23 protein-coding genes and 3 pseudogenes are annotated in these 21,229 nt (G+C 60.5%); 11 read left to right on the top strand and 15 right to left on the bottom strand.

From position 1 onward, the window contains the following. Nucleotides 1-58 precede the first annotated feature (58 nt). A complete protein-coding gene (locus BM321_RS27270) occupies nt 59-532 on the top strand; it encodes a cyclic nucleotide-binding domain-containing protein (protein ID WP_057449793.1) in 474 nt (157 codons plus the stop codon). A gap of 129 nt (nt 533-661) precedes the next feature. Here BM321_RS27270 and BM321_RS27265 read toward each other — a convergent pair whose 3' ends face one another. Continuing rightward, a complete protein-coding gene (locus tag BM321_RS27265; RefSeq protein WP_046062927.1) occupies nt 662-949 on the bottom strand; it encodes a hypothetical protein in 288 nt (95 codons plus the stop codon). A 72-nt stretch (nt 950-1,021) separates the two neighbouring features. Here BM321_RS27265 and BM321_RS27260 point away from each other — a divergent pair, with 72 nt between their 5' ends. The 4 genes from BM321_RS27260 (at nt 1,022) to BM321_RS27245 (ending at nt 3,243) form a co-directional block, all read left to right on the top strand. After that, complete coding sequence (locus BM321_RS27260) at nt 1,022-1,708, top strand: spermidine synthase (RefSeq protein ID WP_018607541.1); 687 nt, start codon at nt 1,022-1,024, stop codon at nt 1,706-1,708. A gap of 49 nt (nt 1,709-1,757) precedes the next feature. After that, nucleotides 1,758-2,132, top strand: a complete 375-nt coding sequence (locus BM321_RS27255; protein WP_003184246.1) for a YajD family HNH nuclease — start codon at nt 1,758-1,760, stop codon at nt 2,130-2,132. Between the two features lie 186 nt (nt 2,133-2,318). Next, nucleotides 2,319-2,789: an RNA methyltransferase gene (locus BM321_RS27250; RefSeq protein WP_092446005.1), complete on the top strand. Its 471-nt coding sequence runs from the start codon at nt 2,319-2,321 to the stop codon at nt 2,787-2,789. A 76-nt stretch (nt 2,790-2,865) separates the two neighbouring features. Next, nucleotides 2,866-3,243: a YgaP family membrane protein gene (locus BM321_RS27245; protein ID WP_092333172.1), complete on the top strand. Its 378-nt coding sequence runs from the start codon at nt 2,866-2,868 to the stop codon at nt 3,241-3,243. 105 nt (nt 3,244-3,348) lie between these two features. On the opposite strand, the gene BM321_RS27240 is transcribed toward BM321_RS27245, so the two are convergent. Beyond that, nucleotides 3,349-4,578 (bottom strand): hypothetical protein, encoded by a 1,230-nt coding sequence (locus BM321_RS27240; protein WP_092446003.1) that lies wholly within the window; start codon nt 4,576-4,578, stop codon nt 3,349-3,351. A 32-nt stretch (nt 4,579-4,610) separates the two neighbouring features. Then, complete coding sequence (locus BM321_RS27235; RefSeq protein WP_060738739.1) at nt 4,611-5,060, bottom strand: YcgN family cysteine cluster protein; 450 nt, start codon at nt 5,058-5,060, stop codon at nt 4,611-4,613. Between the two features lie 159 nt (nt 5,061-5,219). Here BM321_RS27235 and BM321_RS27230 point away from each other — a divergent pair, with 159 nt between their 5' ends. Further along, entirely contained in the window at nt 5,220-5,813 is a 594-nt protein-coding gene (locus tag BM321_RS27230) for a nitroreductase family protein (protein ID WP_092446001.1), read from the top strand. Between the two features lie 299 nt (nt 5,814-6,112). Here BM321_RS27230 and BM321_RS27225 read toward each other — a convergent pair whose 3' ends face one another. From BM321_RS27225 to BM321_RS27200, 6 genes are all read right to left on the bottom strand, one after another. Next, complete coding sequence (locus BM321_RS27225) at nt 6,113-7,045, bottom strand: D-2-hydroxyacid dehydrogenase (protein ID WP_092445999.1); 933 nt, start codon at nt 7,043-7,045, stop codon at nt 6,113-6,115. A 124-nt stretch (nt 7,046-7,169) separates the two neighbouring features. Further along, the gene (locus BM321_RS27220; protein WP_092204454.1) at nt 7,170-7,463 is read right to left on the bottom strand and encodes a YcgL domain-containing protein; all 294 of its coding nucleotides are present in this window, start codon (nt 7,461-7,463) and stop codon (nt 7,170-7,172) included. Continuing rightward, nucleotides 7,460-8,593, bottom strand: a complete 1,134-nt coding sequence (gene rnd / locus BM321_RS27215) for a ribonuclease D (RefSeq protein ID WP_060738742.1) — start codon at nt 8,591-8,593, stop codon at nt 7,460-7,462. Before rnd ends, BM321_RS27220 begins: the two co-directional genes overlap by 4 nt. Nucleotides 8,594-8,714: 121 nt before the next feature. Next, nucleotides 8,715-9,356, bottom strand: a complete 642-nt coding sequence (locus BM321_RS27210) for a class I SAM-dependent methyltransferase (RefSeq protein WP_092332667.1) — start codon at nt 9,354-9,356, stop codon at nt 8,715-8,717. Between the two features lie 68 nt (nt 9,357-9,424). Further along, nucleotides 9,425-11,074 carry a phosphoethanolamine transferase gene (locus tag BM321_RS27205; RefSeq protein WP_092445997.1) on the bottom strand — a complete coding sequence of 550 codons (1,650 nt, stop codon included), beginning with the start codon at nt 11,072-11,074 and terminating at the stop codon, nt 9,425-9,427. Between the two features lie 164 nt (nt 11,075-11,238). Further along, on the bottom strand, nt 11,239-12,621 hold the full coding sequence (locus BM321_RS27200; RefSeq protein WP_092445995.1) for a glutamine synthetase family protein: 1,383 nt from the start codon (nt 12,619-12,621) through the stop codon (nt 11,239-11,241). A 521-nt stretch (nt 12,622-13,142) separates the two neighbouring features. Here BM321_RS27200 and BM321_RS27195 point away from each other — a divergent pair. After that, nucleotides 13,143-14,084, top strand: a complete 942-nt coding sequence (locus BM321_RS27195) for a LysR family transcriptional regulator (protein WP_092445993.1) — start codon at nt 13,143-13,145, stop codon at nt 14,082-14,084. On the opposite strand, the gene BM321_RS27190 is transcribed toward BM321_RS27195, so the two are convergent. From BM321_RS27190 to BM321_RS27180, 3 genes and pseudogenes are all read right to left on the bottom strand, one after another. Next, a complete protein-coding gene (locus BM321_RS27190; RefSeq protein ID WP_092445991.1) occupies nt 14,078-14,443 on the bottom strand; it encodes a 5-carboxymethyl-2-hydroxymuconate Delta-isomerase in 366 nt (121 codons plus the stop codon). The genes BM321_RS27195 and BM321_RS27190 overlap by 7 nt on opposite strands. A 103-nt stretch (nt 14,444-14,546) precedes the next feature. Next, the gene (locus tag BM321_RS27185; protein ID WP_092332677.1) at nt 14,547-15,470 is read right to left on the bottom strand and encodes a LysR substrate-binding domain-containing protein; all 924 of its coding nucleotides are present in this window, start codon (nt 15,468-15,470) and stop codon (nt 14,547-14,549) included. A 222-nt stretch (nt 15,471-15,692) separates the two neighbouring features. After that, a pseudogene (locus BM321_RS27180) lies at nt 15,693-15,917 on the bottom strand (glycosyltransferase); the annotation flags it as partial. Nucleotides 15,918-16,001: 84 nt separating this feature from the next. On the opposite strand from BM321_RS27180, the gene BM321_RS27175 reads away from it, so the two are divergent. From BM321_RS27175 to BM321_RS27165, 3 genes are all read left to right on the top strand, one after another. After that, nucleotides 16,002-16,193: a YegP family protein gene (locus BM321_RS27175; protein ID WP_092204443.1), complete on the top strand. Its 192-nt coding sequence runs from the start codon at nt 16,002-16,004 to the stop codon at nt 16,191-16,193. Between the two features lie 196 nt (nt 16,194-16,389). Then, nucleotides 16,390-17,196, top strand: a complete 807-nt coding sequence (locus BM321_RS27170; protein ID WP_092445989.1) for an AraC family transcriptional regulator — start codon at nt 16,390-16,392, stop codon at nt 17,194-17,196. A gap of 99 nt (nt 17,197-17,295) precedes the next feature. Beyond that, entirely contained in the window at nt 17,296-17,664 is a 369-nt protein-coding gene (locus tag BM321_RS27165) for a cupin domain-containing protein (RefSeq protein ID WP_092204441.1), read from the top strand. 11 nt (nt 17,665-17,675) lie between these two features. Here the strand turns inward: BM321_RS27165 and BM321_RS27160 are convergent, their stop codons facing one another. The 3 genes and pseudogenes from BM321_RS27160 to BM321_RS31440 form a co-directional block, all read right to left on the bottom strand. Beyond that, nucleotides 17,676-18,422: a phytanoyl-CoA dioxygenase family protein gene (locus BM321_RS27160; protein ID WP_092445987.1), complete on the bottom strand. Its 747-nt coding sequence runs from the start codon at nt 18,420-18,422 to the stop codon at nt 17,676-17,678. A gap of 13 nt (nt 18,423-18,435) precedes the next feature. After that, nucleotides 18,436-19,035, bottom strand: a pseudogene (locus tag BM321_RS31445) (methyl-accepting chemotaxis protein); the annotation flags it as partial. 258 nt (nt 19,036-19,293) lie between these two features. After that, a pseudogene (locus BM321_RS31440) lies at nt 19,294-20,070 on the bottom strand (MCP four helix bundle domain-containing protein); the annotation flags it as partial. A gap of 486 nt (nt 20,071-20,556) precedes the next feature. Between BM321_RS31440 and BM321_RS31115 the strand changes: the two are divergent. Next, complete coding sequence (locus BM321_RS31115; RefSeq protein ID WP_092445983.1) at nt 20,557-20,823, top strand: short-chain dehydrogenase; 267 nt, start codon at nt 20,557-20,559, stop codon at nt 20,821-20,823. Nucleotides 20,824-21,229 lie beyond the last annotated feature (406 nt).

Raw genomic sequence — 21,229 nt, 5'->3', positions numbered from 1 at the left:
ACAAGGGTTCTTCTTCAATCCAAACCCGTAGCAGACACAAGAAAAAGACCGTGCCAACATGTCAGAACCGACCTTACTGAACAAAGAAATCCGTGACTGGCTGATGGACTGCGGTCTGTTCGACCAGTTGCTGCCCGTCGACTTTGCTGCGGCGTCGGGCTACTTCAGCATCAGCGCCATTGCCGAGGGCGAAGCGATTTTCCACGAGGGCGATGCCGGCAGCTTCATGTGCATCATCCACACCGGCCAGGTGGCCGTGCAGAAAACCGGTCCCGACGGCCAACCCGTGACCATCGCCACGCTGCGCAGCGGTCGGGCCTTCGGTGAAATGGCCGTGCTCGACGGCGAACGGCGCTCGGCCAGTTGCATCGCCGCCAGTGATTGCCAGTTGCTGAACCTGGGCAAGGACTCCCTGGAAAAAATGCTCAACGACGCCCCCAAGATCGCCGCCAAGATCATCCGCGCCCTCGCCGTCTCCCTGTCCAAGCGCCTGCGCATGGCCGATGGGCAGTTGCTGTCGCAGCAGGTCTGACAACAACACATAAACCCTCTGGGGGCGAGCTTGCTCGCGATGGCGGCGGATCAGCCAGCATTGAAGTCGACTGACACACCGCTATCGCGAGCAAGCTCGCTCCCACAGGTTATGCGTCGTCTTGTCGATTTACCCTCCCGGCGACTTGGCCTTCACCGGCTTTGGCTCCATGCCCGGTATCGGCTGGTCCTTGGGCGGCTTGGGCATTTCAATGGGCGGCAGCAAGGGTGGCCCACCGCTTCCGGTCCCCGCCTTGGGCACACCGTTGGGCGTGACCGGCGGATACGGCATGGGGGTGGCGGTGCCCGGCGACCCGGGGATGCTCGGCGGGTTGACCGGAATCGTCGGTTGTTGAGCCTGGGCGCAACTTATTGAGAGCGCCGCCAGGGCAATGGCCGTTAGAATGATGCACTTCATCAATGGCTCCGTGGCTATTGTCTGCTTTAAGGCTAGTCGTTACCGCGCGGTTTGCCTTCCTACGAGATTTCCATGAAACGTTTCGTTCTGCTCGACACCACACCCATCCCTGATAACGGCGGTGCCCTGTGCCTGTTCGAGTACGGCGAAGACTTCGTCATCAAGATCCAGGGTGGCGACGGCGGGCAGTTGATGAACACCCGCATGCACGGTTCCGAAGACGCCCTGGCAGAGATTCCTTGCCGCAAGGTCGCCGGTCGTCCTGGCTCGCGCGTGCTGATCGGCGGCCTCGGCATGGGCTTCACCCTCGCCTCGGCCCTCAAGCACCTGGGCAAGACCGCCGAAGTGGTGGTGGCCGAGCTGGTGCCCGGTGTGGTGGAGTGGAACCGTGGCCCCTTGGGTGAAAAGGCCGGGCGACCGCTGGCAGACCCGCGCACGGTGATCCGCATGGAAGACGTGGCCAAGGTGCTGCAAGCCGAGCCCCAGGGTTTCGACGCGATCATGCTGGACGTCGACAACGGCCCGGAAGGCCTGACCCAGAAAGCCAACAGCTGGCTGTATTCGGCCGGTGGCCTGGCTGCCTGCGCCAAGGCCTTGCGGCCCAAGGGCGTATTGGCGGTGTGGTCGGCCAGCGCTGACCGGCAGTTCTCCGACAAGCTGAAGAAAGCCGGCTTCAAGGCCGAAGAAGTGCAAGTGTTCGCCCATGGCAACAAAGGCACCCGCCACACCATCTGGATTGCCGAGAAACTCAAGGGCTAAGCTAAACTGTGCCCAACCGTCATCAGTCTTTATCTACAAAGGTGAACCCATGAGTTCGTCAACGCCACCGTCCAACACCGCCAAGCTGGACCGCATCCTCGCCGATGCCCAGCGCGACCGGGAGATGGGCTACCGCGACAAAGCCCTGAAAATGTACCCCCATGTCTGTGGCCGCTGCGCCCGTGAGTTTTCCGGCAAGCGCCTGAGCGAACTGACCGTTCACCACCGCGACCACAACCATGACAACAACCCCCAGGACGGTTCCAACTGGGAACTGCTGTGCCTGTACTGCCACGATAACGAGCACTCGCGCTACACCGACCAGCAATACTTCGGCGACGGCTCCCTGAGCACCCCGAAAATCGCCAAGGCGACCCACAACCCCTTCGCCGCGCTGGCCGGGTTGATGAAGAAAGACGAGTAATTTACAGCCTGTCAGGCTGCCATCGCGAGCAAGCTCGCTCCCACAAGGGTTTTGTGAACGCCGAAAATCCAATGTGGGAGCGAGCTTGCTCGCGATGGCGATCAAATAAACACCACACATCTCGAACCTGACCACCCTCCCCCATTCCCCGTATAATCGCGCCTTTTCCCCAAAGGCACCCCGCCCGTGGCCAACAAACGCTATAGCTGCATCGGTCTGTTCAACCCCAAGTCACCGGAAAACGTCGGTTCGGTCATGCGTGCCGCCGGTTGCTACGGCGTGGCGTCGGTGTTCTACACCGGCAAGCGCTATGAGCGCGCCGCCGACTTCGTCACCGACACCAAGAAAGTCCACTACGACATCCCGCTGATCGGTATCGACGACCTGAAGAAAATCCTGCCCCTGGGCTGTGTACCAGTGGCTGTGGAAATGGTGGAAGGCGCTCGCCCCCTGCCCGAATACACCCACCCGGACCGGGCGCTGTACATCTTCGGCCCGGAGGACGGCTCGCTGGACAAGGACATCCGCGACTGGTGCGAGGACGTGGTGTACATCCCCACCACCGGTTGCATGAACCTGGCCGCCACCGTCAACGTCGTGCTGTACGACCGCATGGCCAAAGGCAACAACACCCGTTCGGGGCCGCAATTCCGCTGATCGGTGCAAAACTCGATTGAACAAGGCAATCGCTCGGGCAGTCAGTTTTATACCAACCCCATACTGGAGACAGATCATGAGCGATAACAATCCGTTCGAGCCGATCGAGAGCACCCCTTTCCAATCTCGTCCGCCGCAAAACGTGCATGGTTGGGAACGCATTGGCTCACTGGCCGGCGGTGTGCTGATGATGGGCAAGGGCTTGCGGCGTGGCGGGGTGATCGGTCTGGCTCAACTGGCGATCGGCGGCATGGCCCTGGCGCGGGGCATCACCGGGCATTGCTCGGCCAAGAGCCTGCTGGAGAAGAATCGCCAGAATCTGAACAGTGCCCGCGCCCGTATCGAGGAGGCCGGTGACGAACTGAGTCGCCTGAAGGCCAATGCCGAGGCGGCGACTGGCACGGCGACGGTGACCGGGAATGATTCGCTGGTTTCGCCGAAGGCTGGGCTCTGATTTTTGCAGCGCCGCTGATGGCCTCATCGCGAGCAAGCTCGCTCCCACAGGTTTTATGAACGCCGAAAATCCAATGTGGGAGCGAGCTTGCTCGCGATGGCGGGGTCACTGAAGTAATCGGCTATCCAGCACAGTGGAGGCCCCACCCAGAACGCTCTCACTGAGCTGCACAAACTCCTTGGTATCGACCGTCTCCAACCGCATCGCCCCCTGCAACACATCATCCAGCGAACGCTTGTTGCGGGTTTTCAGGCGAATCTCGCGGTCCAGTTCCTGCAACAGCAACACTGCCTTGGCCACCGCCGCCGGGCCGATCTGCTCGCCGCGCACGGTGGTGACGCCCTTGCTCTCGCGGGCGAGCCGGTCGTTCAAGGTCTGGTAGCGCTCATCACTCAAGCCGCCGGCGCGGCGTAGCAGTTCAATGGCGTAGTACTCAGTCAGCCCCTCACTGATCCAGTCGCTACGATCCCGATCATTGACCCGGGCCAGCGCCTGCACCAACTCCCGCAACAACGGGCTGCTGCCCCGCTCGCTGACCAGTGGCGGTCGACTGTGCAGATAAATCGAGTCATGGCCGGCCTGGGCACCACGCCACAGCGGATCACCGGCGCCGACGATCAGCAACTTGGCCGGATGGCGCGGCACCAACGCTTGCACTTGCGGCCAGACGAACGTCAGCAGCGTCAGCACATCCATCCGGCGCATGCCCTGGCCCCGGGGCGAGGCCACCGTCACTTCGGTTTCGCCCAGGCGTGTGCGGCGGCTGCCCAGTTTGCCGGCGAGCATCCAGCCGGTGGGGCGGTCGAACAGGCGCGAGGGATTGTCGATGCGAAAACGTTGTTTGCCGATACGCGGCCAGGGGGTCTCGATGCTTTTCCAGCCGTCGGGCAATTCCACCTCAAGACGGGCCACCAGTTCGACGCCATCCTGCTGGTCGAGCTTGGCCGCCGGCACCAGATCGTCGCCGCGCAGCAACGCCCACGTCGGGGTCATGCGGGTTTCGAAGGTGGCGTTCTTGCGGGCATGGCTGATGCGCACACGGTAGCTCAGGCTGGCCTTGTCGGCGGCCGGATGCCAGACGCCACGCGCCGCCTTGCCGGGGGTGAGCTGCCATTGGCCGTCGGCCTTGAAATCGCTGTAGCGGCTACCGTCGCCGAGGTCGAAATCCAGGCTGCGCACCGCCGCCCCCCGGGCCAGGGTCAGGCGCACCTCGGCCTGATCGCTCTGTGGCAACAAGTGCACGTGATAATCCAGGTCGACTTTCTGCGCCGCCCACAGCGGCCCGCACACCGCCAGCAGCCCGGCTGCCAGCATCCGTTTCAATCCTGCAGCCATGGGTTCTCCCTGGTGATGCGCCGCCCGGTGGTTCAGCCAGCGCGGAAAATCAGATGATCTTCCCAATCGTCTTCCGGCACGCTGCCTTCGGCCAGCATGCGCCCGGACTGGGAAATGCGTTCGTGGTGCACGGCCTCTCGATCACCGCAGACCAGGTGGTGCCACAACGGCAAGTCCTTGCCTTCGCTGACCAGCCGATAACCGCAGGTCGGCGGCAGCCATTTGAACTCATCGGCCTTGCCCGGCGTGAGCTGGATGCAATCGGGCACGAACTCACGGCGATTAGGGTAGTCGGTGCACTGGCATGTTTTCAGGTCCAGCAGTTTGCAGGCGATGCGTGTGTAGTAGACGCTGTTGTCGTCTTCGTCTTCGAGCTTTTGCAGGCAGCACAGGCCACAGCCGTCGCACAGCGATTCCCACTCCTGTGTATCGAGCTGATCGAGGGTTTTGCGTATCCAGAACGGTTCGACTTTGGCGGCCATGGCTCAAGCATCAACATCAGGTGGTGAAAGGCCGACAGTCTAGTGCCGGGACCTCCTCAGGCCAAGCATTGGCGACTGTCGGTAGGCAGGGGCTTGTCAGGCCGGACGCCGGGACGTAGGTTGCTGCATTGTCTTTCCAAACTCGAACCAGGTGAGCCCATGAGCGCCAATTCCCGCATTGCCGATTACGCGATCCACCCTCAGTTCATCGAACGCTGGTCGCCCCGCGCGTTTACCGGCGAAAGCATTGCCGAAGAAACCTTGCTGAGCTTCTTCGAAGCCGCGCGCTGGGCCCCTTCGGCCTACAATTCACAGCCATGGCGCTTCCTGTACGCACGACGCGACACGCCGAATTGGGAGCGTTTCCTGGGTTTGCTCAACACGTTCAACCGCGGCTGGGCCCAACACGCCTCGGCGCTGGTGATCGTCGTCTCGAAAACCACCTTCGCGGTGCCCGGTGCCACCGAGGAAACCCCGGCCCAGACCCACGCCTTCGACACCGGCGCGGCCTGGGGCCACCTGGCGTTGCAAGCCAGCCTCAGCGGCTGGCACACCCATGGCATGGCCGGTTTCGACCAGGAACTGACCCGCAAGGAACTGAAGATCCCGGAAGGCTACGCCCTGCACGCCGCGGTGGCGATTGGCAAGCTGGGGGACAAATCGACCCTGGCCGAATCCCTCCAGGCCCGCGAAGTCCCAAGCCCGCGCCGGCCATTGAGCGAACTGGTGGCCGAAGGCGACTTCACCCTGTAACCCTATTCTGTGACCGCTGAAGAGCCACTGTGGGAGCGAGCCTGCTCGCGATGGCGCAAGGTCAGCCACTTTGAGGTTGACTGAAACACCGCTATCGCGAGCAAGCTCGCTCCCACATTTTGCTCTGTGGCGAACTCATTTTTTGTGAGCACTGAAAACTCATTGTGGGAGCGAGCTCGCTCGCGATGGCGTCAGATCAGCCACTTTGAGGTTGACTGAAACACCGCTATCGCGAGCAAGCTCGTTCCCACATTTTGCTCTGTGGCGAACTCATTTTTTGTGAGCACTGAAAATGGGCTTCAGTAACCCCGGCTGAAATCCACTTCCCCGCGCAGCGCTTCGTCCGCCTGGTAGGCCCGCAGGTTTTCCAGGAACAATTGCACCATCATCGGTGGCGAGGTCGGTGCCGAGCTGTGGCCGGTCAGCAGCAGCCCCCAGGCAGTCCAGAACGGATGGCGCTGTGGCAATGGCTCCTGGCGGCAGACATCGATCACCGCACCGGCCAGGTGCCCGTCCTTCAGGGCTTGCACCAGGTCCGCATCCACCACCGCCACGCCGCGACCGACGTTGATGAACAACCCGCTCGGCTTGAATTGCTTGAACAGCGCCGCGTCGTAGATGTCATGGGTATCCGGCGTATTGGGCAGCAAATTGATCACGTAATCCATTTCGCCCACCAGACGAGGCAAGTCCTTCAACGCCCCGACTTCGATAAACGGTGCCAACGTCCTGGCTTCGCTGGCGATGCCATACAGCTGCACGCCGAACGGTACCAGGAACTGCGCCACACGCTGGCCGATGTCCCCCGTGCCGACGATCAACACCTTGCGCCCGGCCAGGCCTTGCCCCTGGCGGTTGTCCCACTTGCGCTCGACCTGGCTGACCAACCGGGCCAGCACCTCGCGCTCATGGCCGAGCATGTAGGTGAGCACGTACTCGGCCATCACCTGGCCAAAAATGCCCACCGCACGGGTCAGGCGGTAATCGCGGCTCAAGCCATCGGCCAGCAACGGCGTGATGCCCGCCCAGGTCGATTGCAGCCAACGGGGCTGGTGGCCCTGACGCAACAGGGTGGCCAGCAGATCAGGCTGGCCGAGCCAGACCGGACAATCGGCGGCCAGTCGCGACAGTTCGGCGGAATCGCCGCTGGTCAGGACTTCAATATCGGGTGCAGCCTGACGCAGAAGCTGGGCATACACCGCGTGATCGTGTTCGGCAATCAGAACGCGCATGAATCAAACCTTTCAAAAACAGTGCAGACGAGCGCCGGCAGAGTGTCGCTCCATCCCTGCGATCGTCGTCAATAAACTATTCCAGTATTACAAAAGGCATCCAGGACAGATGCCCCCACTGCCGTCAGACCGGGTCGTTGCGGCGCAGCAATTCTTCGGGCAAATGCTCGATGTACTCGTCTTCGGCCGGCGGCATCTGCAAGTGATAGCCCTGGGTGTCGAGGTTTTCCAGCACCTTGCCGATGTCTTCCCGGGACAGTTCCCGCTCGGGGCTCAGCACCAGGTCAAAGGCATGGATCGCCTTGCCAAAGGCGGCCATCAACGGCTCGGGAACACGCTTCAAGGCATCGCTCTTGAGCACATACAGGTACATCTCGTTTTTCTTCGAGCTGCGGTAGATGGAACAGATACGTTTCAAGGCTGTTCTCCGGCAGTGGCCAGGCTGTCGAGCAGCGCCTGGCCCATCAATTCGCGACGCCAGCCACGCAGCGAATCGGGCAATTGATAAGGGCCCTCGGGAAAGCCGCTCTTGATCAGCGCTTCGAGGGTTTTCTTGCGCAGCATCAGCTCCGGAGCAATTTCCAGGCGCTCGGCTTCAGCCTGTCCCAACGCCCGCAGGCGCTTGACCAGGGCCGAGGCCTCGATGGGCAACGGCTCGGCCACGGCCGGCGGCCATTGCTCGGGCGGAATGCTGGCGGCGCGCTGGATCAAGTCCAGCAGAAACTGGCCGTCCTGGCGAACGGTACGCGGGTGCATGTCTTCGATCTTCGCCAACGCGCCGAGGTTATCCGGCTGGGTGCGGGCCAGGGGCCACAGCGAATGCTCGCGGATGATGCGGTTACGCGGCAGGTCACGGGCCCGCGCCTCGCGTTCGCGCCAGGCACACAACTCGCGCAGCACGGCCAATTGAGCGCGGGACAGTTTCCAGGCCAGCTTGGCCTCGCGGTAGACCTCGTACGGGTCGACTTCGCGACGCAGGTTGGCCACCAGTTCGGCGCCATCCTCCAGGACCCAGCGGTATTTTTCGTCGGAAAGCTTCGGGCGCAGTTGTACGAAAACCTCTGCCAGATGCACGGCATCCTCTGCCGCGTAGCTGATCTGCGTCTCGGACAGGGGCCGCTGCAACCAGTCGGAACGGGTCTCGCCCTTGGGCAACTCGATGCCCAGCACTTCCTGCACCAGCCGCGAATAGCCCATGGAGAAACCCAGGTTCAGGTAGGCGGCGGCCAGTTGAGTATCGAACAGCGGCGCGGGCAGGCTGCCAGTGAGGCGCAGCAGCACTTCAAGGTCTTCGCTACAGGCGTGCAGCACCTTGAGCACCGCCGGGTTTTCCAGCAAGGCGGCCAAGGGCTGCCAATTGTCGATGGTCAAGGGGTCGATCAGGTAGGCACGCTTGCCGTCGCCGATCTGCAGCAAACCGGCAATGGGATAAAAGGTGTCGACCCGCATGAATTCGGTGTCGAGGGCGACGAATGGCAATTGCTGCCACTCGGCGCAAAACTGACCGAGGCTATCGTTGTCGCGAATCCAGTGAATATCGATGGCCACACGGCTCTCCCTTGAAGAATGGCGCGCAGTATATATCGCCGCTGGCGATTGCGAGCATCCATAGAGCGGCCGCCTGAGAGAAATCGCCTGCGAAAAAGCAAGAATAGTCCTACATCAAGAATTAACCGGTCTTACGCAACACATAAACTCGCGTCAGCGCGAAACCGGGCAGGAAATCCTGGTACCAAAGCACGCTGAAACCGGCCTGGCGGAACTCGGCTTCGACATCAGCCTTGTCGGCCAGGCTCCGTTGCGGGGCCTGGCCGATCTTGAGGCGTCCTTCGATTTGCACCGAAACGATCACCGTGTCGCGACTGACCCGATGAAACTCGCGCAACAGCGCCAGGCGATGCTCGCTGGCACTGACGTGGCGAAACAGCTGCAGACAGAGAATACAGTCCACCGCGTTGGCCGACAGCCCGAGGGTGAAGGCCGAACTCGGGAAGGTCTTGACCCGCTGGAGCAACGCGCCGCCATGGTGGGTGAGCGCATGTTCGAGCATGTCCGGCGACGGGTCCGCCGCCAGGATCACCCGGTTGGCGTGCTCGGCCAGTACCGGCCAGAACCGCCCCGCCCCACAGGCCACATCCAGCACCAGCCCCGGCTCGCCCGCCACCTTCAGGGCATTGCGCACCATGTGCTCGTTACGCCAGAACGCCAGGCGCAAGCGCCGAGGCGCCGGCTGGCAGCACATTTGCGCGTGTTCCCGGTCGTGTTGCCTGGCGAACTCAAGCTCGACGGTGGAAGGGGGCTGCCCGGACATACAAACGGCTCTTGGGGAATGAATGGGGACAGGTTAAACAACCCGGCGTGAAAAAAAGGTGGAGGCGATCATTCCCGGGCGAGCACTCCGTCGATGACCGCGCCGCGGCAGTTGGCGAACAGGTCCAGGTCCCGGTTGTAGACCTGGCTGTTGACTTCCAGCAGCCCGAGCATCGAGTGAAACAGGTTGTCTTGGCTCAAGGGCTTTTCCCGGCTCAGTTGAAGGCAATGGGTATCGACCGAAAAAGACTTCTGATAGCTGTCGGAGAACCAGGCCAGCATCGCCACGTGTTTCTGTTGCTCCGGGGCGAGCATGTAGGGCGTGCCATGGAGAAACAGGTTGTATTCACCCAGGGACTCGCCATGGTCCGACAGGTACAGCATGGCCGTGTCGACCTTGTCCTGGTTGGCCCGCAGCAGGTCGATCAGGGTCGACAGCACGTGATCGGTGTACACCAGCGTGTTGTCGTAGCCATTGACGATGCTCTCGCGGCTGCAATTGTTCAGCGCGTTGCTTTCGCACACCGGGGTGAAATGCTCGTACTCCTTGGGATAGCGCTTGAAGTACTCCGGCCCGTGACTGCCCATCTGGTGCAGCACCAGTACCGTGTCCTTGTCGAGCGTGTCGATGAAGTGCTGCAGGCCCTGGAGCAGGATCTCGTCGCGGCACTCACTGTTGGCGCACAGGGCCGGGTCCTTGAGATTGCTGACATCCTGCAGCGTGACCCGATCGCAGGTGCCCTTGCAGCCGGACTGGTTGTCCCGCCAGATCACCTCCAGCCCGGCGCGCTTGAGCACATCCAGCAAGCCCTCTTCATTCCGGGCCTTGCTGGCGTCGTAGTTCTTGCGTCCCATGTTGGAAAACATGCAGGGCACCGACACGGCGGTTTCGGTGCCGCAGGAATGCACGTCGGTGAAGGCGATCAGGCCGGCCTCTTTGTCCAGTGTCGGCGTGGTGTCGCGGTTATAACCGAGGATGCCGAAGTTCTCGGCCCGGGCACTCTCGCCCACCACCAGGACAGTCAGGGATTTGCGACCGTGGGTTTGCCAGGCCGGGTTGCGGCTCGCATCTTCGCCCACGGTGATGAAGGGCTGCTTGGCCGACGCGACCTGCTCACGCAAGTACCCGAATGAAGCACCGATGTAGTTGCTCGGCACCACCATCAAGCGCAGTTCGTGGTGGTTACGAAACAGCGAAGACAGGCCTTGGTAGTTGGCCAGGGCGACCAGGCCGATCACGGTGGCCGAGGCCACGCCGACCAGCAACTTACTTAATAATTCTTTGGGCCAACTACGGTAGTTGATCGGGGTCTTGAACAACAACCAGCCTGGCAAGACACCCAATAAGCCGATATAGGCAAACAACTTCAGCGACAACAGATCACGGACTTCCGTGGCATTGGTTTCGGCGAAGTTGCGCAACATGCCGGCGTCGATCAGTACGCCGTATTGGGCCATGAAATATGCCACGCCAGCGCTGATCAGGAATAGCAACATCAATACGGGCTTGAACAGCGGACGGAAGGCCACGAGTGTCAACACCAGGTTGAACGCGCAGAAAATCATCACGCCAAACGCCGCGCACATCAGCAGGCCCCGAGCGTCAGCCGTGGTGATCGCCAGCAAGTGTTGCCAGAGCACGATGTTGAAGGCCACTAACAAAAAGGCACTGGCGGCCAGCGTCACCCACTCGGGGCGCACGGCTTTAATAGTCAGCATGATGGTTGACGGCTTCCTGAAGTTGCTCTTTGAAAAAGAAGTGCCGCAGCAAACATGAAAAAATCGTTTCCTACGGCAACACAAACTTTAGGTAGCCCACCATCAATTTTTCGTGAAAAAGTTGCTATTAAATAATTATTTAAGGAACCCGCCAGGCACCTGTTTCAGGCCTGATGCAGATACCAGCGCCAATCCTGCTCTCCGACTTCGCCCATGAACTGACGGTATTCGGCGCGCTTGACCGCCAGATAAACACCCAGGAACGCCTCGCCAAACGCCTGCCGCGCCCAGGCCGAAGCCTCGAGCGCACGCAGGGTGGTGAGCCAGTCGGTGGGCAGCGGTTCGATCACCTGGGCATAGCCGTTGCCTTCCACAGGTTTCCCGGGATCGCACTGTTCACGTATGCCGTGATGAATGCCGCCCAATATCGCCGCCGCAGCCAGGTAAGGGTTGGCATCGGCGCCGCAGATACGATGCTCGATGTGCCGCGAGAATGCCGGGCCACCCGGCACCCTCAGGCTCACGGTGCGGTTGTCCACGCCCCAGGTCGCCGCCAGCGGCGCGTAGCTGTTGCTTTGGAATCGCCGGTAGGAATTGGCGTTCGGGCAAAACATCAACAGCGAATCGAGCAGGGTGTCGAGCATCCCGCCCACCGCATGGCGCAGCAGCGGCGTGCCATCGCCGGCTTCACTGGCAAACAGGTTGTGGCCCTCGCGGTCCGCCAGACTGACATGCATGTGCATGCCGGAGCCCGCCAAGTGATCGAACGGCTTGGCCATGAAACACGCCTGCATGCCGTGCTTGTGGGCCACGCCCTTGACCAGTCGTTTGTAGCGCACCGCTTCATCCATGGCTTGCAAGGCATCGCTGCGATGTTCGAGGGTGATTTCCACTTGCCCTGGTGCGTATTCGGAAATGGCGGTCCGGGCCGGGATGCCTTGCAGTTTGCAGGCGGCGTACAGGTCGGCCAGGAACGGCTCGATCTGCTCCAATTCGCGCAAACCATAGACCTGTGTGGCATGCGGTCGTCCACCGTCGGCGTCCCGCGCTGGCTGCGGCCGGCCTTGGTCGCCGCGTTGCGCATCCAGTAGATAAAACTCCAGTTCCGCCGCCATCACCGGGTAATAACCGTCGGCCTGCAGGGCCTCGATCACCTGGCTGAGCAAATAACGCGGATCGGCGATGGTCGCCGGTCCACCTTCCTGCGGGTGCATGCTGACCTGCACCGCGGCCGTGGGAATCAACCGCCACGGCATGCGTTGCAAGCTGCCACTGATGGGATAGGCGCGGCAATCGATGTCTCCGACGTCCCACACCAGCCCGGAGTTTTCCACATCGTCGCCATTGATGGTCAGCCCGAGAATCGTACTGGGCAGTGGCCGGCCACTTTCGTAGACCGCCAGCAACTCGTCCCGATGCAACAACTTGCCCCGAGGCACGCCGTTGTTATCGAGGATGAACAACTCGAACAGCTCGATATCGGGATTCTGTGCAAGGAACGCCAGGGCGTCTTGCACAGGTGCAAAAGAAGTTTTCGCAAGGCTCATGAGAAGGCTCGTATTTCCATGTCGGACGGGCAACAAAGCACCGTCAATGCGTGCTCGGCGTTGTGCGAGCACGATCAGTGATCAACAGGAAACACGAGTATCTGGAGGGCGCGCATGACGACAATGCCAGAGTGCCCAAAAGGCCAGCTCGGAAGGCAACGCCCCAAGGGCCGGGGCCATGGCAGGCGCGAACCGGCCGACCGGATCGACCGCGACGTATGAAGGGTATTGGAATGCCAGGGGCGAACCGTCCATGAGCGCATCACAGGAAACACATCGGGTAAGCGTCCCACGGCACCCTGGACGGTTAAACCTGGATTTGATGGAGCTTGGATCGGCGCAAACTAAACATAGGCAAACGAATCGGTCGTTGATCGACACGTCGTGTTCCCTACATTATCTGTCCCGTTCCCGACCATGAAAGCGCCTGCCTGGCATTCTCTTGGCACCATCGTTCCGTTAGGATCGTCAGCCTGGTTTGCGCAAGATCCGCGCAAGGAGCACAGCGAGAGACAGAACGGATGCTGAACAGTAACGCCCTCAGAAAGCTCGACATGCAGGACCTCATGGTGTTTAGCGCCGTGTACGAGCAAAGCAGTGTCACCGGCGTGTCCGAGGCATTGTGTGTCAGCCAGTCGACCGTCAGTTATTGCCTCAAGAAACTGCGAACCTGCTTCGAAGACGAACTGTTTATCAACACCCGCACCGGCATGCGCCCCACCTACAAGGCCGAGGGCATGTACGATCATGTGCGCGGCATTTTGCAAAGCATCAACCTGTGCCATGCCGGCAGGCCAACCTTTGATCCGACCCGGCAAGCCATTACCTTCAATATCTGCGCACCGGAATATTTCGAACACCTGATCCTGCCGCAACTGCTGCAAAACTTCGATTACGCCAATCTGCCGGTAGTGGTAAACGTGCACAAGCTCGAAGCCGACATTCCCGCCGAAGAGCTACGCGACGGCAGCCTGGACCTGGTGATCTGCTTCGGCCCGAACTTCCACAGCAACCATACCGATTTCAAATCCCGGCAGCTGTTGCAGGAGGACCTGGTCTGCGTCGTGGATAAACGGGCGACGCCGCTTGAGACGCAACTGAGCCTTCAATCGTTCGTACAGCGCCGACACGTGTTTCCGACGCCCTGGGCGTCAGCGACCAACATGGTGGATGGCTGGCTGTCGCAGCAGGCGCATCACCGGCAAATCGCCGCTCGCGCCAACAGCTACAGTGCCGCACTGAAGATGATCACAGGCACCGACTTCATCCTGACCCTGCCCCGCCGCATCCAGAAACTGCTGGCCAACGAGGCGATTTTCAATCACCACGAAGCGCCCAGGGGGCTGCCAGGGTTTACCTTGAACATGCAGTGGAGCCTGGCCCTCGATCAGGACAGTGCCAACGCCTGGCTACGCGAACAGATCATCAAGGCCTGCGCCCAAACGACGCCTGATCGTCATTGACCGATCAAGGCCTTGGCATACGACTCCCGATCGATGTCGAGGATCTCCACGCACAACTGCACGCTGACCCCGGCCGGCCATGGCCCCAGGTCCTGGATCACCGCCAACAGGCTACCGGACAATTGTTTCTTGATTTCCGGCGAGCGTCCGCTGATCAAGGCCAGTTTCACGTGCACGAAACCCTGCTCGCCGATCCCTGTACCCACTCGAAAAGTCTCGAGCTTCACCGCCCGGCTCTTGATGTCGTGCTCGGCGGAAAATTGACCGGAGGCCACCAGTGCATTGTTCATTCGCAGCAGTGCGACCTCGGCCTTCAGTTCGGGCAGGTTGGCGGTGTACTCCATGTGCAGGTGAGGCATGTGTTCGACTCCGATTCGAAAATATGACGAGGGGGTTTCAGCCGTCATAACCTTACCTCGACTTTATTCGTTCAGGCAGGTTTTGTTTCGCCCCAGGCCGGTGTCAGGGCTCTGTCAGGGGCACGCGTTCGCCCATGAAGGCCTCCAGCCGCGACCGCAACCAGCGCTCGGCCGGGTCACTGTCGACATGGCTCAGCCAGACCATGGACAAATCCAGGTTCGGGGTCTTGAAAGGAAAGGGTTCGTTGAACAGGTGCCCAGAAGCGGCCATGGCGACGGCGGTATAGTCCGGCAGGCTGGCGATCAAGTCGGTGCCGGCCAGCAACGCCGGCAATGCGCTGTATTGCGGCACCGACAGCACGACCTTGCGCGTGCGTCCGATCTCGGCCAGCCATTCATCAGCGAACCCGGCGACATTGGCGGTATGGGACACCAGTACATGAGGTCGCGAGCAGTACTCGTCCAGGGTCAGCGGGGTGTCCGATGCATCGGCACGCAATACGCGCGGTTGAATGTGTCGCAACAGTTTGCGCTTGGCGTTGGCCGGCAGGCCGCGCGTCTGGCTGATGCCCACGGTGATGTCGCCTGACGCCAGCAAATCAGGGATGCGCCAATAATCGACATGCTGGACCACGAACACGATTTGCGGCGCCTCTTGCCGCAGGCTGCTCAACAGCGGCGGCAACAGGCCGAACTCGACGTCGTCCGACAGGCCGATGCGAAACGTCATGGTGCTGTTGGCGGGATCGAAATCGTGGGTCAGGCTCAAAGCCACCGACAGCGAATCGAGCGCCGGCGAGAGATGCTGGATGATTTCCTCGGCCCGGGCCGTCGGCTCCATGCGGTGGCCGACACGAATGAACAGCGGGTCGTTGAACATCTTGCGCAAGCGATTGAGGGCCGAGCTGATGGTCGGCTGGCCCAGGAACAGTTTTTCCGCCACCCGCGTCACGTTGCGCTCAAGCATCAACGTTTCGAAAACCACCATCAGGTTGATGTCGGTCTTGCGCAATTCGTTGCGGTTCATCCCCTGCCCCCCGATTCCTTGACTGGATGCAGTGTAGAAACGCCGGGGGCTGCGCGTCTATGCGCAAAAAGGCGAAACACCTGCGCAATACCAGCCAAAGAATTGGTCCTTGATTCCACGCGGGGCTGTAGGAACTGCCGAAGGCTGCGATCTTTTGCTTGAGACTCAAGCGTCTTGGGAAAGATCGCAGCCTCGTTGCACTCGACAGCTCCTACTCCATGGTCAGTCCTTGGGGTCATAGATGCGCCACACCAGGAAAACCGGCCGACGCTTGGATTCGATACAGGTGCGGCCCAGGTACTCCCCCAGTACGCCGATACCGATCAGTTGCAGTCCGCCCGGGAACGTGACCGCGACCACCAGCGAGGCATAGGAAATCAGGGTCCGCAACACGATGAACATAGCGAACGCAAGCAATATCTGATAACCAATGGAAACGAATTTTCCATAGCCAAAACCGACCACTCGGCTAGGCTTGCAGCCACATGTTCAACGCATGTCTTGAGTGAATGAATCGCAGGGAGCGAACCGATGTATTTTGAAATCTATCGACAGACCCGAGGCACCCCGAGCACCGGAAAAGGCCAATGGCGCTGGCGCTTGAGAGCCGGCAACCACGAAACGATCGCCAGTGGCGAAGCCTATGTGAACAAGAGTGACTGCCTTCACGCCGTCAGGTTGATCAAGAACGTCCATGACGAGACGCCCGTAAAAGAGATCTGAACAGCGCCAGGCGGGGACCGTAGGAGCTGGCGAAGCCTGCGATCTTTTGATCTTGATCTTTCGCTTGAGATTCAAGTGTCTGGAGAAAGATCGCAGTCTCGTTGCACTCGACAGCGCCTACACCGGTTCTGCTTTTTCTGTGACGATGGTCTCCAGGCAGGTAGGGTATACGGACAAAAGCAGGAGGCCGGCGCAAATGACTCGATCCCCCCACAACCGCGACTGGCTGGTGCGGGCGCCCGAATCGAGGAAAATGGAACGCATCGAGGCTTACTTCAGTGGGCACGGCTACACCACTCATCGCCATGACACCTACGCCATCGGCATCACGCTTGCCGGCGTCCAGAGCTTCAACTATCGCCACAGCAAGCGTCACAGCCAACCCGGCGGCACCATCGTCCTGCACCCGGACGAGCTGCACGATGGCGAAGCAGGAACCCGCGATGGCTTTCGCTACCGGATGTTCTACATAGAACCGTCGGTGATCCAGCAGGTGTTGGGGGGCAAGCCGCTGCCTTTCATCGAAGGTGGATTGTCCAGCGATCCCCGCCTCAACATCGCGACCCGTCGATTGCTGAACAGCCTGGATCATCCCCTCGACCCGCTGGAGGAAGAAGACGCCATCTACGATGTGGCCCAGGCCCTCGACGTTGCGGCGGGCAACAGGCGCGGACGGCGGCTGATCGACTACCCGGCGGCAGAACGTGCCCGTCTGTTCATCCACGATGCCCTCGACCAGGTGATCACCCTGGACGATCTGGTGCAGGCAAGCGGCAGGGACCGATGGAGCCTGTCCCGGGATTTCCGGGCGCTGTACGGCACCAGCCCCTATCGCTACATCACCCAGCGCCGCTTGAGCGAAGCCCGGCGCCTGGCCTTCCACGGTACGCCATTGAGCGAAGTGGCCCTGGCCTGTGGTTTTTTCGATCAGAGCCACATGACCCGGTTGCATACCCAGGCCTTCGGTATTTCACCGGCACGCTGGCTGAACATGCTGCGCTAAGGCAGCGACTTGGCAGCGCAAAAAGCTGCACGATCATCCAATACGCACGCTGGCTCGAACAATAAAGTAGGACGCACCACCCACCAAGGAGATGCCTCGATGACCCGTTACGCCCCCATCAACTTCGCCCAGAAATACACTCTGTTCCAGGAACAGTGGACGCCGAAAGTCGTGGCCGAAATGAACGACTACCAATTCAAGCTCGCCCGGCTCGAAGGCGACTTCATCTGGCACGCCCATGCCGATACGGATGAAACCTTCATCGTGCTGGAGGGCGAGCTGCGTATCGACTTTCGCGACGGCGCAGTGACGATTGGCCCGGGCGAGATGTACGTGGTCAAAAAAGGTGTGGAGCATAAGCCCAGCGCCGCCCGGGAAGTGAAACTGCTGTTGATCGAGCCTCGCGGCGTGATCAATACCGGCGAAGAAACCAATGAGCGAACGGCGGTCAACGATGTCTGGATCTGACTGAGCCAGGCTCAATCGTATTCGGCTTCCTGGTGGTCGCCCAGCAACCGCCGCTGGCGAGGTGTCGCAGCTGCCAGGACCTCAGGATTGAACTGCCAGTGCAGATAGGGCGAGAACTTCTGCGCAACCATGCGCCGGCCATAGTGCACCTGGAGCATGTACCGTGTGCGGTCCGTGGTCCGGTTGTCACTGCCGGCGTGCCATAGTTCGCTGCGCAGAATCAGCACATCGCCCGCTTTGCACAGTATTGGCTGCGCGGGGCGCCCTTGCCATTGCGTTTCGCCCGCTACTGGCGCCCGACCGGCCTTGTGGCTTCCAGGAATCACCTGGGTCGGGCTCAAGTCGGCATCGATGTCATCCAGGTAAAACTGCGCGGTGAACACCTGCATCGGCAGGTCAAAGGCCGGATCGGCCAACAGGTCTGGCGGCAACGCCATCACCAGGTAATCCAGGTGCAACGGCGCCCCCTTAAAGCCCGGATGGCAACGCCAGGCCGTCTGGCCAATGACATGACAGTCATCGCCCAGGGCAGCCTCGGCCAGCTCGATCACCCCGGCCACATCCAGGAACGGCAGCCAGAGCGGGTCGCGATTGAATACACACTTGTAATGATCGATCACGCCGCTGTAGTCCCAATGCCGGGGCTTCAACTGGTCGATGGCATGGCGCAGGTTGGCGATTTGCCCGGCATTCAATATACCGGGCATCAGGACAAAGCCCTGCTGATGCAGGGCTCTCAGAAGGTCGTCAGTAGACACGACACCACCGGCTTCAGGTACGGAAGCGGCCGGTCAGTTCCGCCAGGTTTCTCGACAGGCTCGAAAGCTGCTGACTGGCCTGCATGCTCTGGGCGGAATTGGATGCCGCTTCGTTGGACAAGTCGCGGATGTCGGAGATGTTGCGGGCAATCTCTTCGGTGACGCTGCTCTGCTCTTCACACGCGTTGGCGATCTGTGCAGCCATGTCATTGATTCGCTGGATAGAGCCGCTGGTACCGCTGAGCACCTCATCGACCCCCGCGGCACGTTCGACACTGTCCCGGGCCTTGCTGCTGCCCACATGCATGGCTTGCACGGCCTTGGCAACCCCGCTCTGCAAGCGCTCGATGCGCACCTGGATGTCCTTGGTCGAATCCTGGGTGCGGGCCGCCAGGGCCCTGACTTCGTCGGCCACGACAGCGAAACCACGGCCTTGCTCACCCGCCCGTGCCGCCTCGATGGCCGCGTTCAGCGCGAGCAGGTTGGTTTGTTCGGCGATCCCACGAATCACCTCGAGCACCGCACCGATGCTGGACGTTTCCTGGGCCAGTGCCTCAATCGTACCCGAGGCGGTTTCGACCTCCTGGGCCAACTGGCGAATCGACTCGATGGTGCTGCTGACCACCTCGGCACCGTCCCGAGACTGACTGCTCGCCTGTTGCGCGGCATCCGAGGCGCTCACCGCGTTATGCGCGACTTCATGCACCGCCGCGCTCATCTGGGTGGCGGCGGTACTGACCTGATCGAGCGCCGCATGTTCGCTGCTGATCAAGCGGTCATTCGTCGCGGCCATATCGGCCATGGCGCGCGCTGCGGAGTCCACCTCACCGGTCACCCGTCCAACCTCGGCAATCAACGGCTGCAATTTGTCGAGAAAACGATTGAAGGCACCGCCGAGCTGGCCTAACTCATCAGCGGAGCGTACTTCGAGACGCCCTTTCAAATCGCCGCCGCCCTCGGCAATCTGCTCGACGCGGTGCAGCAATCGACGCATAGGACTCAGCACCACCAACGGCAAGACAATAAGCACAAGGACGCAACAGAGCAGGCCGATCAACAGAATCACACCCTGTTGCACACCGACTGCCTTGCCGTTTTCAATCGCTGCGTCGCCTTCGCGATGCGACGCCGCATCTTCAAGGTCACCCAGCTTGTCGATGGAGTCCCGCATGGTTTCGAACAGGCGTTCACTGTCACCGAAGCTCAGGGCGCTGGCGCCCTGCGGATCACTTACAGACTGCTCGAGGACCCGCCGCGAAACCTGCATCCATTTCCCGAAGCTGTCATTGAACTGACTGACCAAGGCCTGCGCCTCGGCACCGGGTTGCATCGCGGCATATTGCTGCACGCGGTCATAAGCCTGCTTCGCATTCTCGCTGTGATTGGTGCTCAGCGCTTGAATATGCTCATTCGCATGACCATCCAGCAGGCTGCGCTCGGCGACGAAAGCCTGATAAAGATCGCGATCGGCATTGAGCAACAGGCTGATGGCCGGCAGATTACGTTTGGTCAATTGCGTGCTGGACTCAGTCACCTGACCGATGCCACGCATGCCCGTCCACCCCATCAGCACCAACAACAGCGCCAGGAACGCAATGGGCAGAGTGATTTTCCAGCGAAAGCCCAGATCGGCAAAAAACCGCAGCATGGGGTGTCACTCCTTTCATGGGGATTAACTTACCTATCGGCAGCCATGCCTTGAGCTATAGACCATTTGTCCAATTGTTACAAAGCCTTGGGCTGTGATCATGCAGGTTGCGGAGGGGGTTGGGCGGGATAAAAAAAGGCGGGGGGAGGCAATAGCTGCGGGGAGTTTTCTGACATTTCCCGCCCACATAATTTAGAGAATTTTCTGACTCATCATCTGATTGATGATTTCTCCAGAAGGGCTCTATAGTCCAAGTGTCGTTCGTAAGAGCGGCTTGGGTTTGGCGACCCATGACAAATATGCAGGAACCTCCCGCGGATTGCGGAACGCTACCGTGCGCAATATGCTGCTTTTCGGTAGCTGTGCGTGGGAGATCTTCGGATCTGCCGGTTTTTCTATTTGTCCGGTTCGCCAACCCGCGTACAGCTACCACCTTATTCGTTTGGCGACGACTAAGAAGGTCCTTAATCAAATGGAATTTAAAAAATGAATAGATACATGGCTCTTACCAGTAATGCCGACGATCACCCCCTCTTCGTCGATACCACTGCGCCTTTACACATCCTGCTTGACACGGCGGGCTATAGAATCCGCGCAGTGACCCAGCTTTTAGAGAACCTCGCAATGCGAGGGGACATTCCGAGCGATTCAGTGGTCCTCCAGGACTTTGCACAACTGTGCTGCATCTCCTTGAGGGATGGTTGCGACGTGCTTGATGTCATAGCTCGACGTTTGGATGCAGAGCCGGCCTAATATTGAAGGGCCTCTACGCAGTGATGCCGATCAGTTAATCGACGCAGCCCTGTGGCGAGGGGATTTATCCCCGCTGGGCTGCGATATAGGTAGTCCGTTCCTTGCTCCCCCATACTGATACTCGCTGGAGTCCGGTTGTCGCGAGGAAGGAACATGCACCTGCGAGCTACGAATAGGGCTGCAACGCATCTCGATGATTACTGCTTCACCTTCGAGCCCAGCAGGTGCGCTTGCGCCCTCTAACGAACACTCAGGGAAAGCCGGGCACGGCTCTCTATATCGCCTTCGCTGGACGCAAGCATGCATGTTCCTGCATGTACTTTAGCGTCTGTGGAGGTGTGCAATGCAAACGCTCTTGTCTCAGAAATTCACTGCTTATATCGGAATTGATTGGGCCGATACCAAA

The organism is Pseudomonas sp. NFIX10 (genome assembly GCF_900111955.1).
Classification (GTDB): domain Bacteria; phylum Pseudomonadota; class Gammaproteobacteria; order Pseudomonadales; family Pseudomonadaceae; genus Aquipseudomonas; species Aquipseudomonas fluorescens_AA.
This window is presented reverse-complemented; position numbering and strand designations above follow the sequence as displayed.

Bases quoted from the DNA above. Each gene is read 5' to 3' on its own strand.
- BM321_RS27270 (WP_057449793.1), top strand. From the start codon at position 59: ATGTCAGAACCGACCTTACTGAACAAAGAAATCCGTGACTGGCTGATG.
- BM321_RS27265 (WP_046062927.1), bottom strand. From the start codon at position 949: ATGAAGTGCATCATTCTAACGGCCATTGCCCTGGCGGCGCTCTCAATA.
- BM321_RS27260 (WP_018607541.1), top strand. From the start codon at position 1,022: ATGAAACGTTTCGTTCTGCTCGACACCACACCCATCCCTGATAACGGC.
- BM321_RS27255 (WP_003184246.1), top strand. From the start codon at position 1,758: ATGAGTTCGTCAACGCCACCGTCCAACACCGCCAAGCTGGACCGCATC.
- BM321_RS27245 (WP_092333172.1), top strand. From the start codon at position 2,866: ATGAGCGATAACAATCCGTTCGAGCCGATCGAGAGCACCCCTTTCCAA.
- BM321_RS27240 (WP_092446003.1), bottom strand. From the start codon at position 4,578: ATGGCTGCAGGATTGAAACGGATGCTGGCAGCCGGGCTGCTGGCGGTG.
- BM321_RS27235 (WP_060738739.1), bottom strand. From the start codon at position 5,060: ATGGCCGCCAAAGTCGAACCGTTCTGGATACGCAAAACCCTCGATCAG.
- BM321_RS27230 (WP_092446001.1), top strand. From the start codon at position 5,220: ATGAGCGCCAATTCCCGCATTGCCGATTACGCGATCCACCCTCAGTTC.
- BM321_RS27225 (WP_092445999.1), bottom strand. From the start codon at position 7,045: ATGCGCGTTCTGATTGCCGAACACGATCACGCGGTGTATGCCCAGCTT.
- BM321_RS27210 (WP_092332667.1), bottom strand. From the start codon at position 9,356: ATGTCCGGGCAGCCCCCTTCCACCGTCGAGCTTGAGTTCGCCAGGCAA.
- BM321_RS27205 (WP_092445997.1), bottom strand. From the start codon at position 11,074: ATGCTGACTATTAAAGCCGTGCGCCCCGAGTGGGTGACGCTGGCCGCC.
- BM321_RS27200 (WP_092445995.1), bottom strand. From the start codon at position 12,621: ATGAGCCTTGCGAAAACTTCTTTTGCACCTGTGCAAGACGCCCTGGCG.
- BM321_RS27195 (WP_092445993.1), top strand. From the start codon at position 13,143: ATGCTGAACAGTAACGCCCTCAGAAAGCTCGACATGCAGGACCTCATG.
- BM321_RS27190 (WP_092445991.1), bottom strand. From the start codon at position 14,443: ATGCCTCACCTGCACATGGAGTACACCGCCAACCTGCCCGAACTGAAG.
- BM321_RS27185 (WP_092332677.1), bottom strand. From the start codon at position 15,470: ATGAACCGCAACGAATTGCGCAAGACCGACATCAACCTGATGGTGGTT.
- BM321_RS27175 (WP_092204443.1), top strand. From the start codon at position 16,002: ATGTATTTTGAAATCTATCGACAGACCCGAGGCACCCCGAGCACCGGA.
- BM321_RS27170 (WP_092445989.1), top strand. From the start codon at position 16,390: ATGACTCGATCCCCCCACAACCGCGACTGGCTGGTGCGGGCGCCCGAA.
- BM321_RS27165 (WP_092204441.1), top strand. From the start codon at position 17,296: ATGACCCGTTACGCCCCCATCAACTTCGCCCAGAAATACACTCTGTTC.
- BM321_RS31115 (WP_092445983.1), top strand. From the start codon at position 20,557: ATGAATAGATACATGGCTCTTACCAGTAATGCCGACGATCACCCCCTC.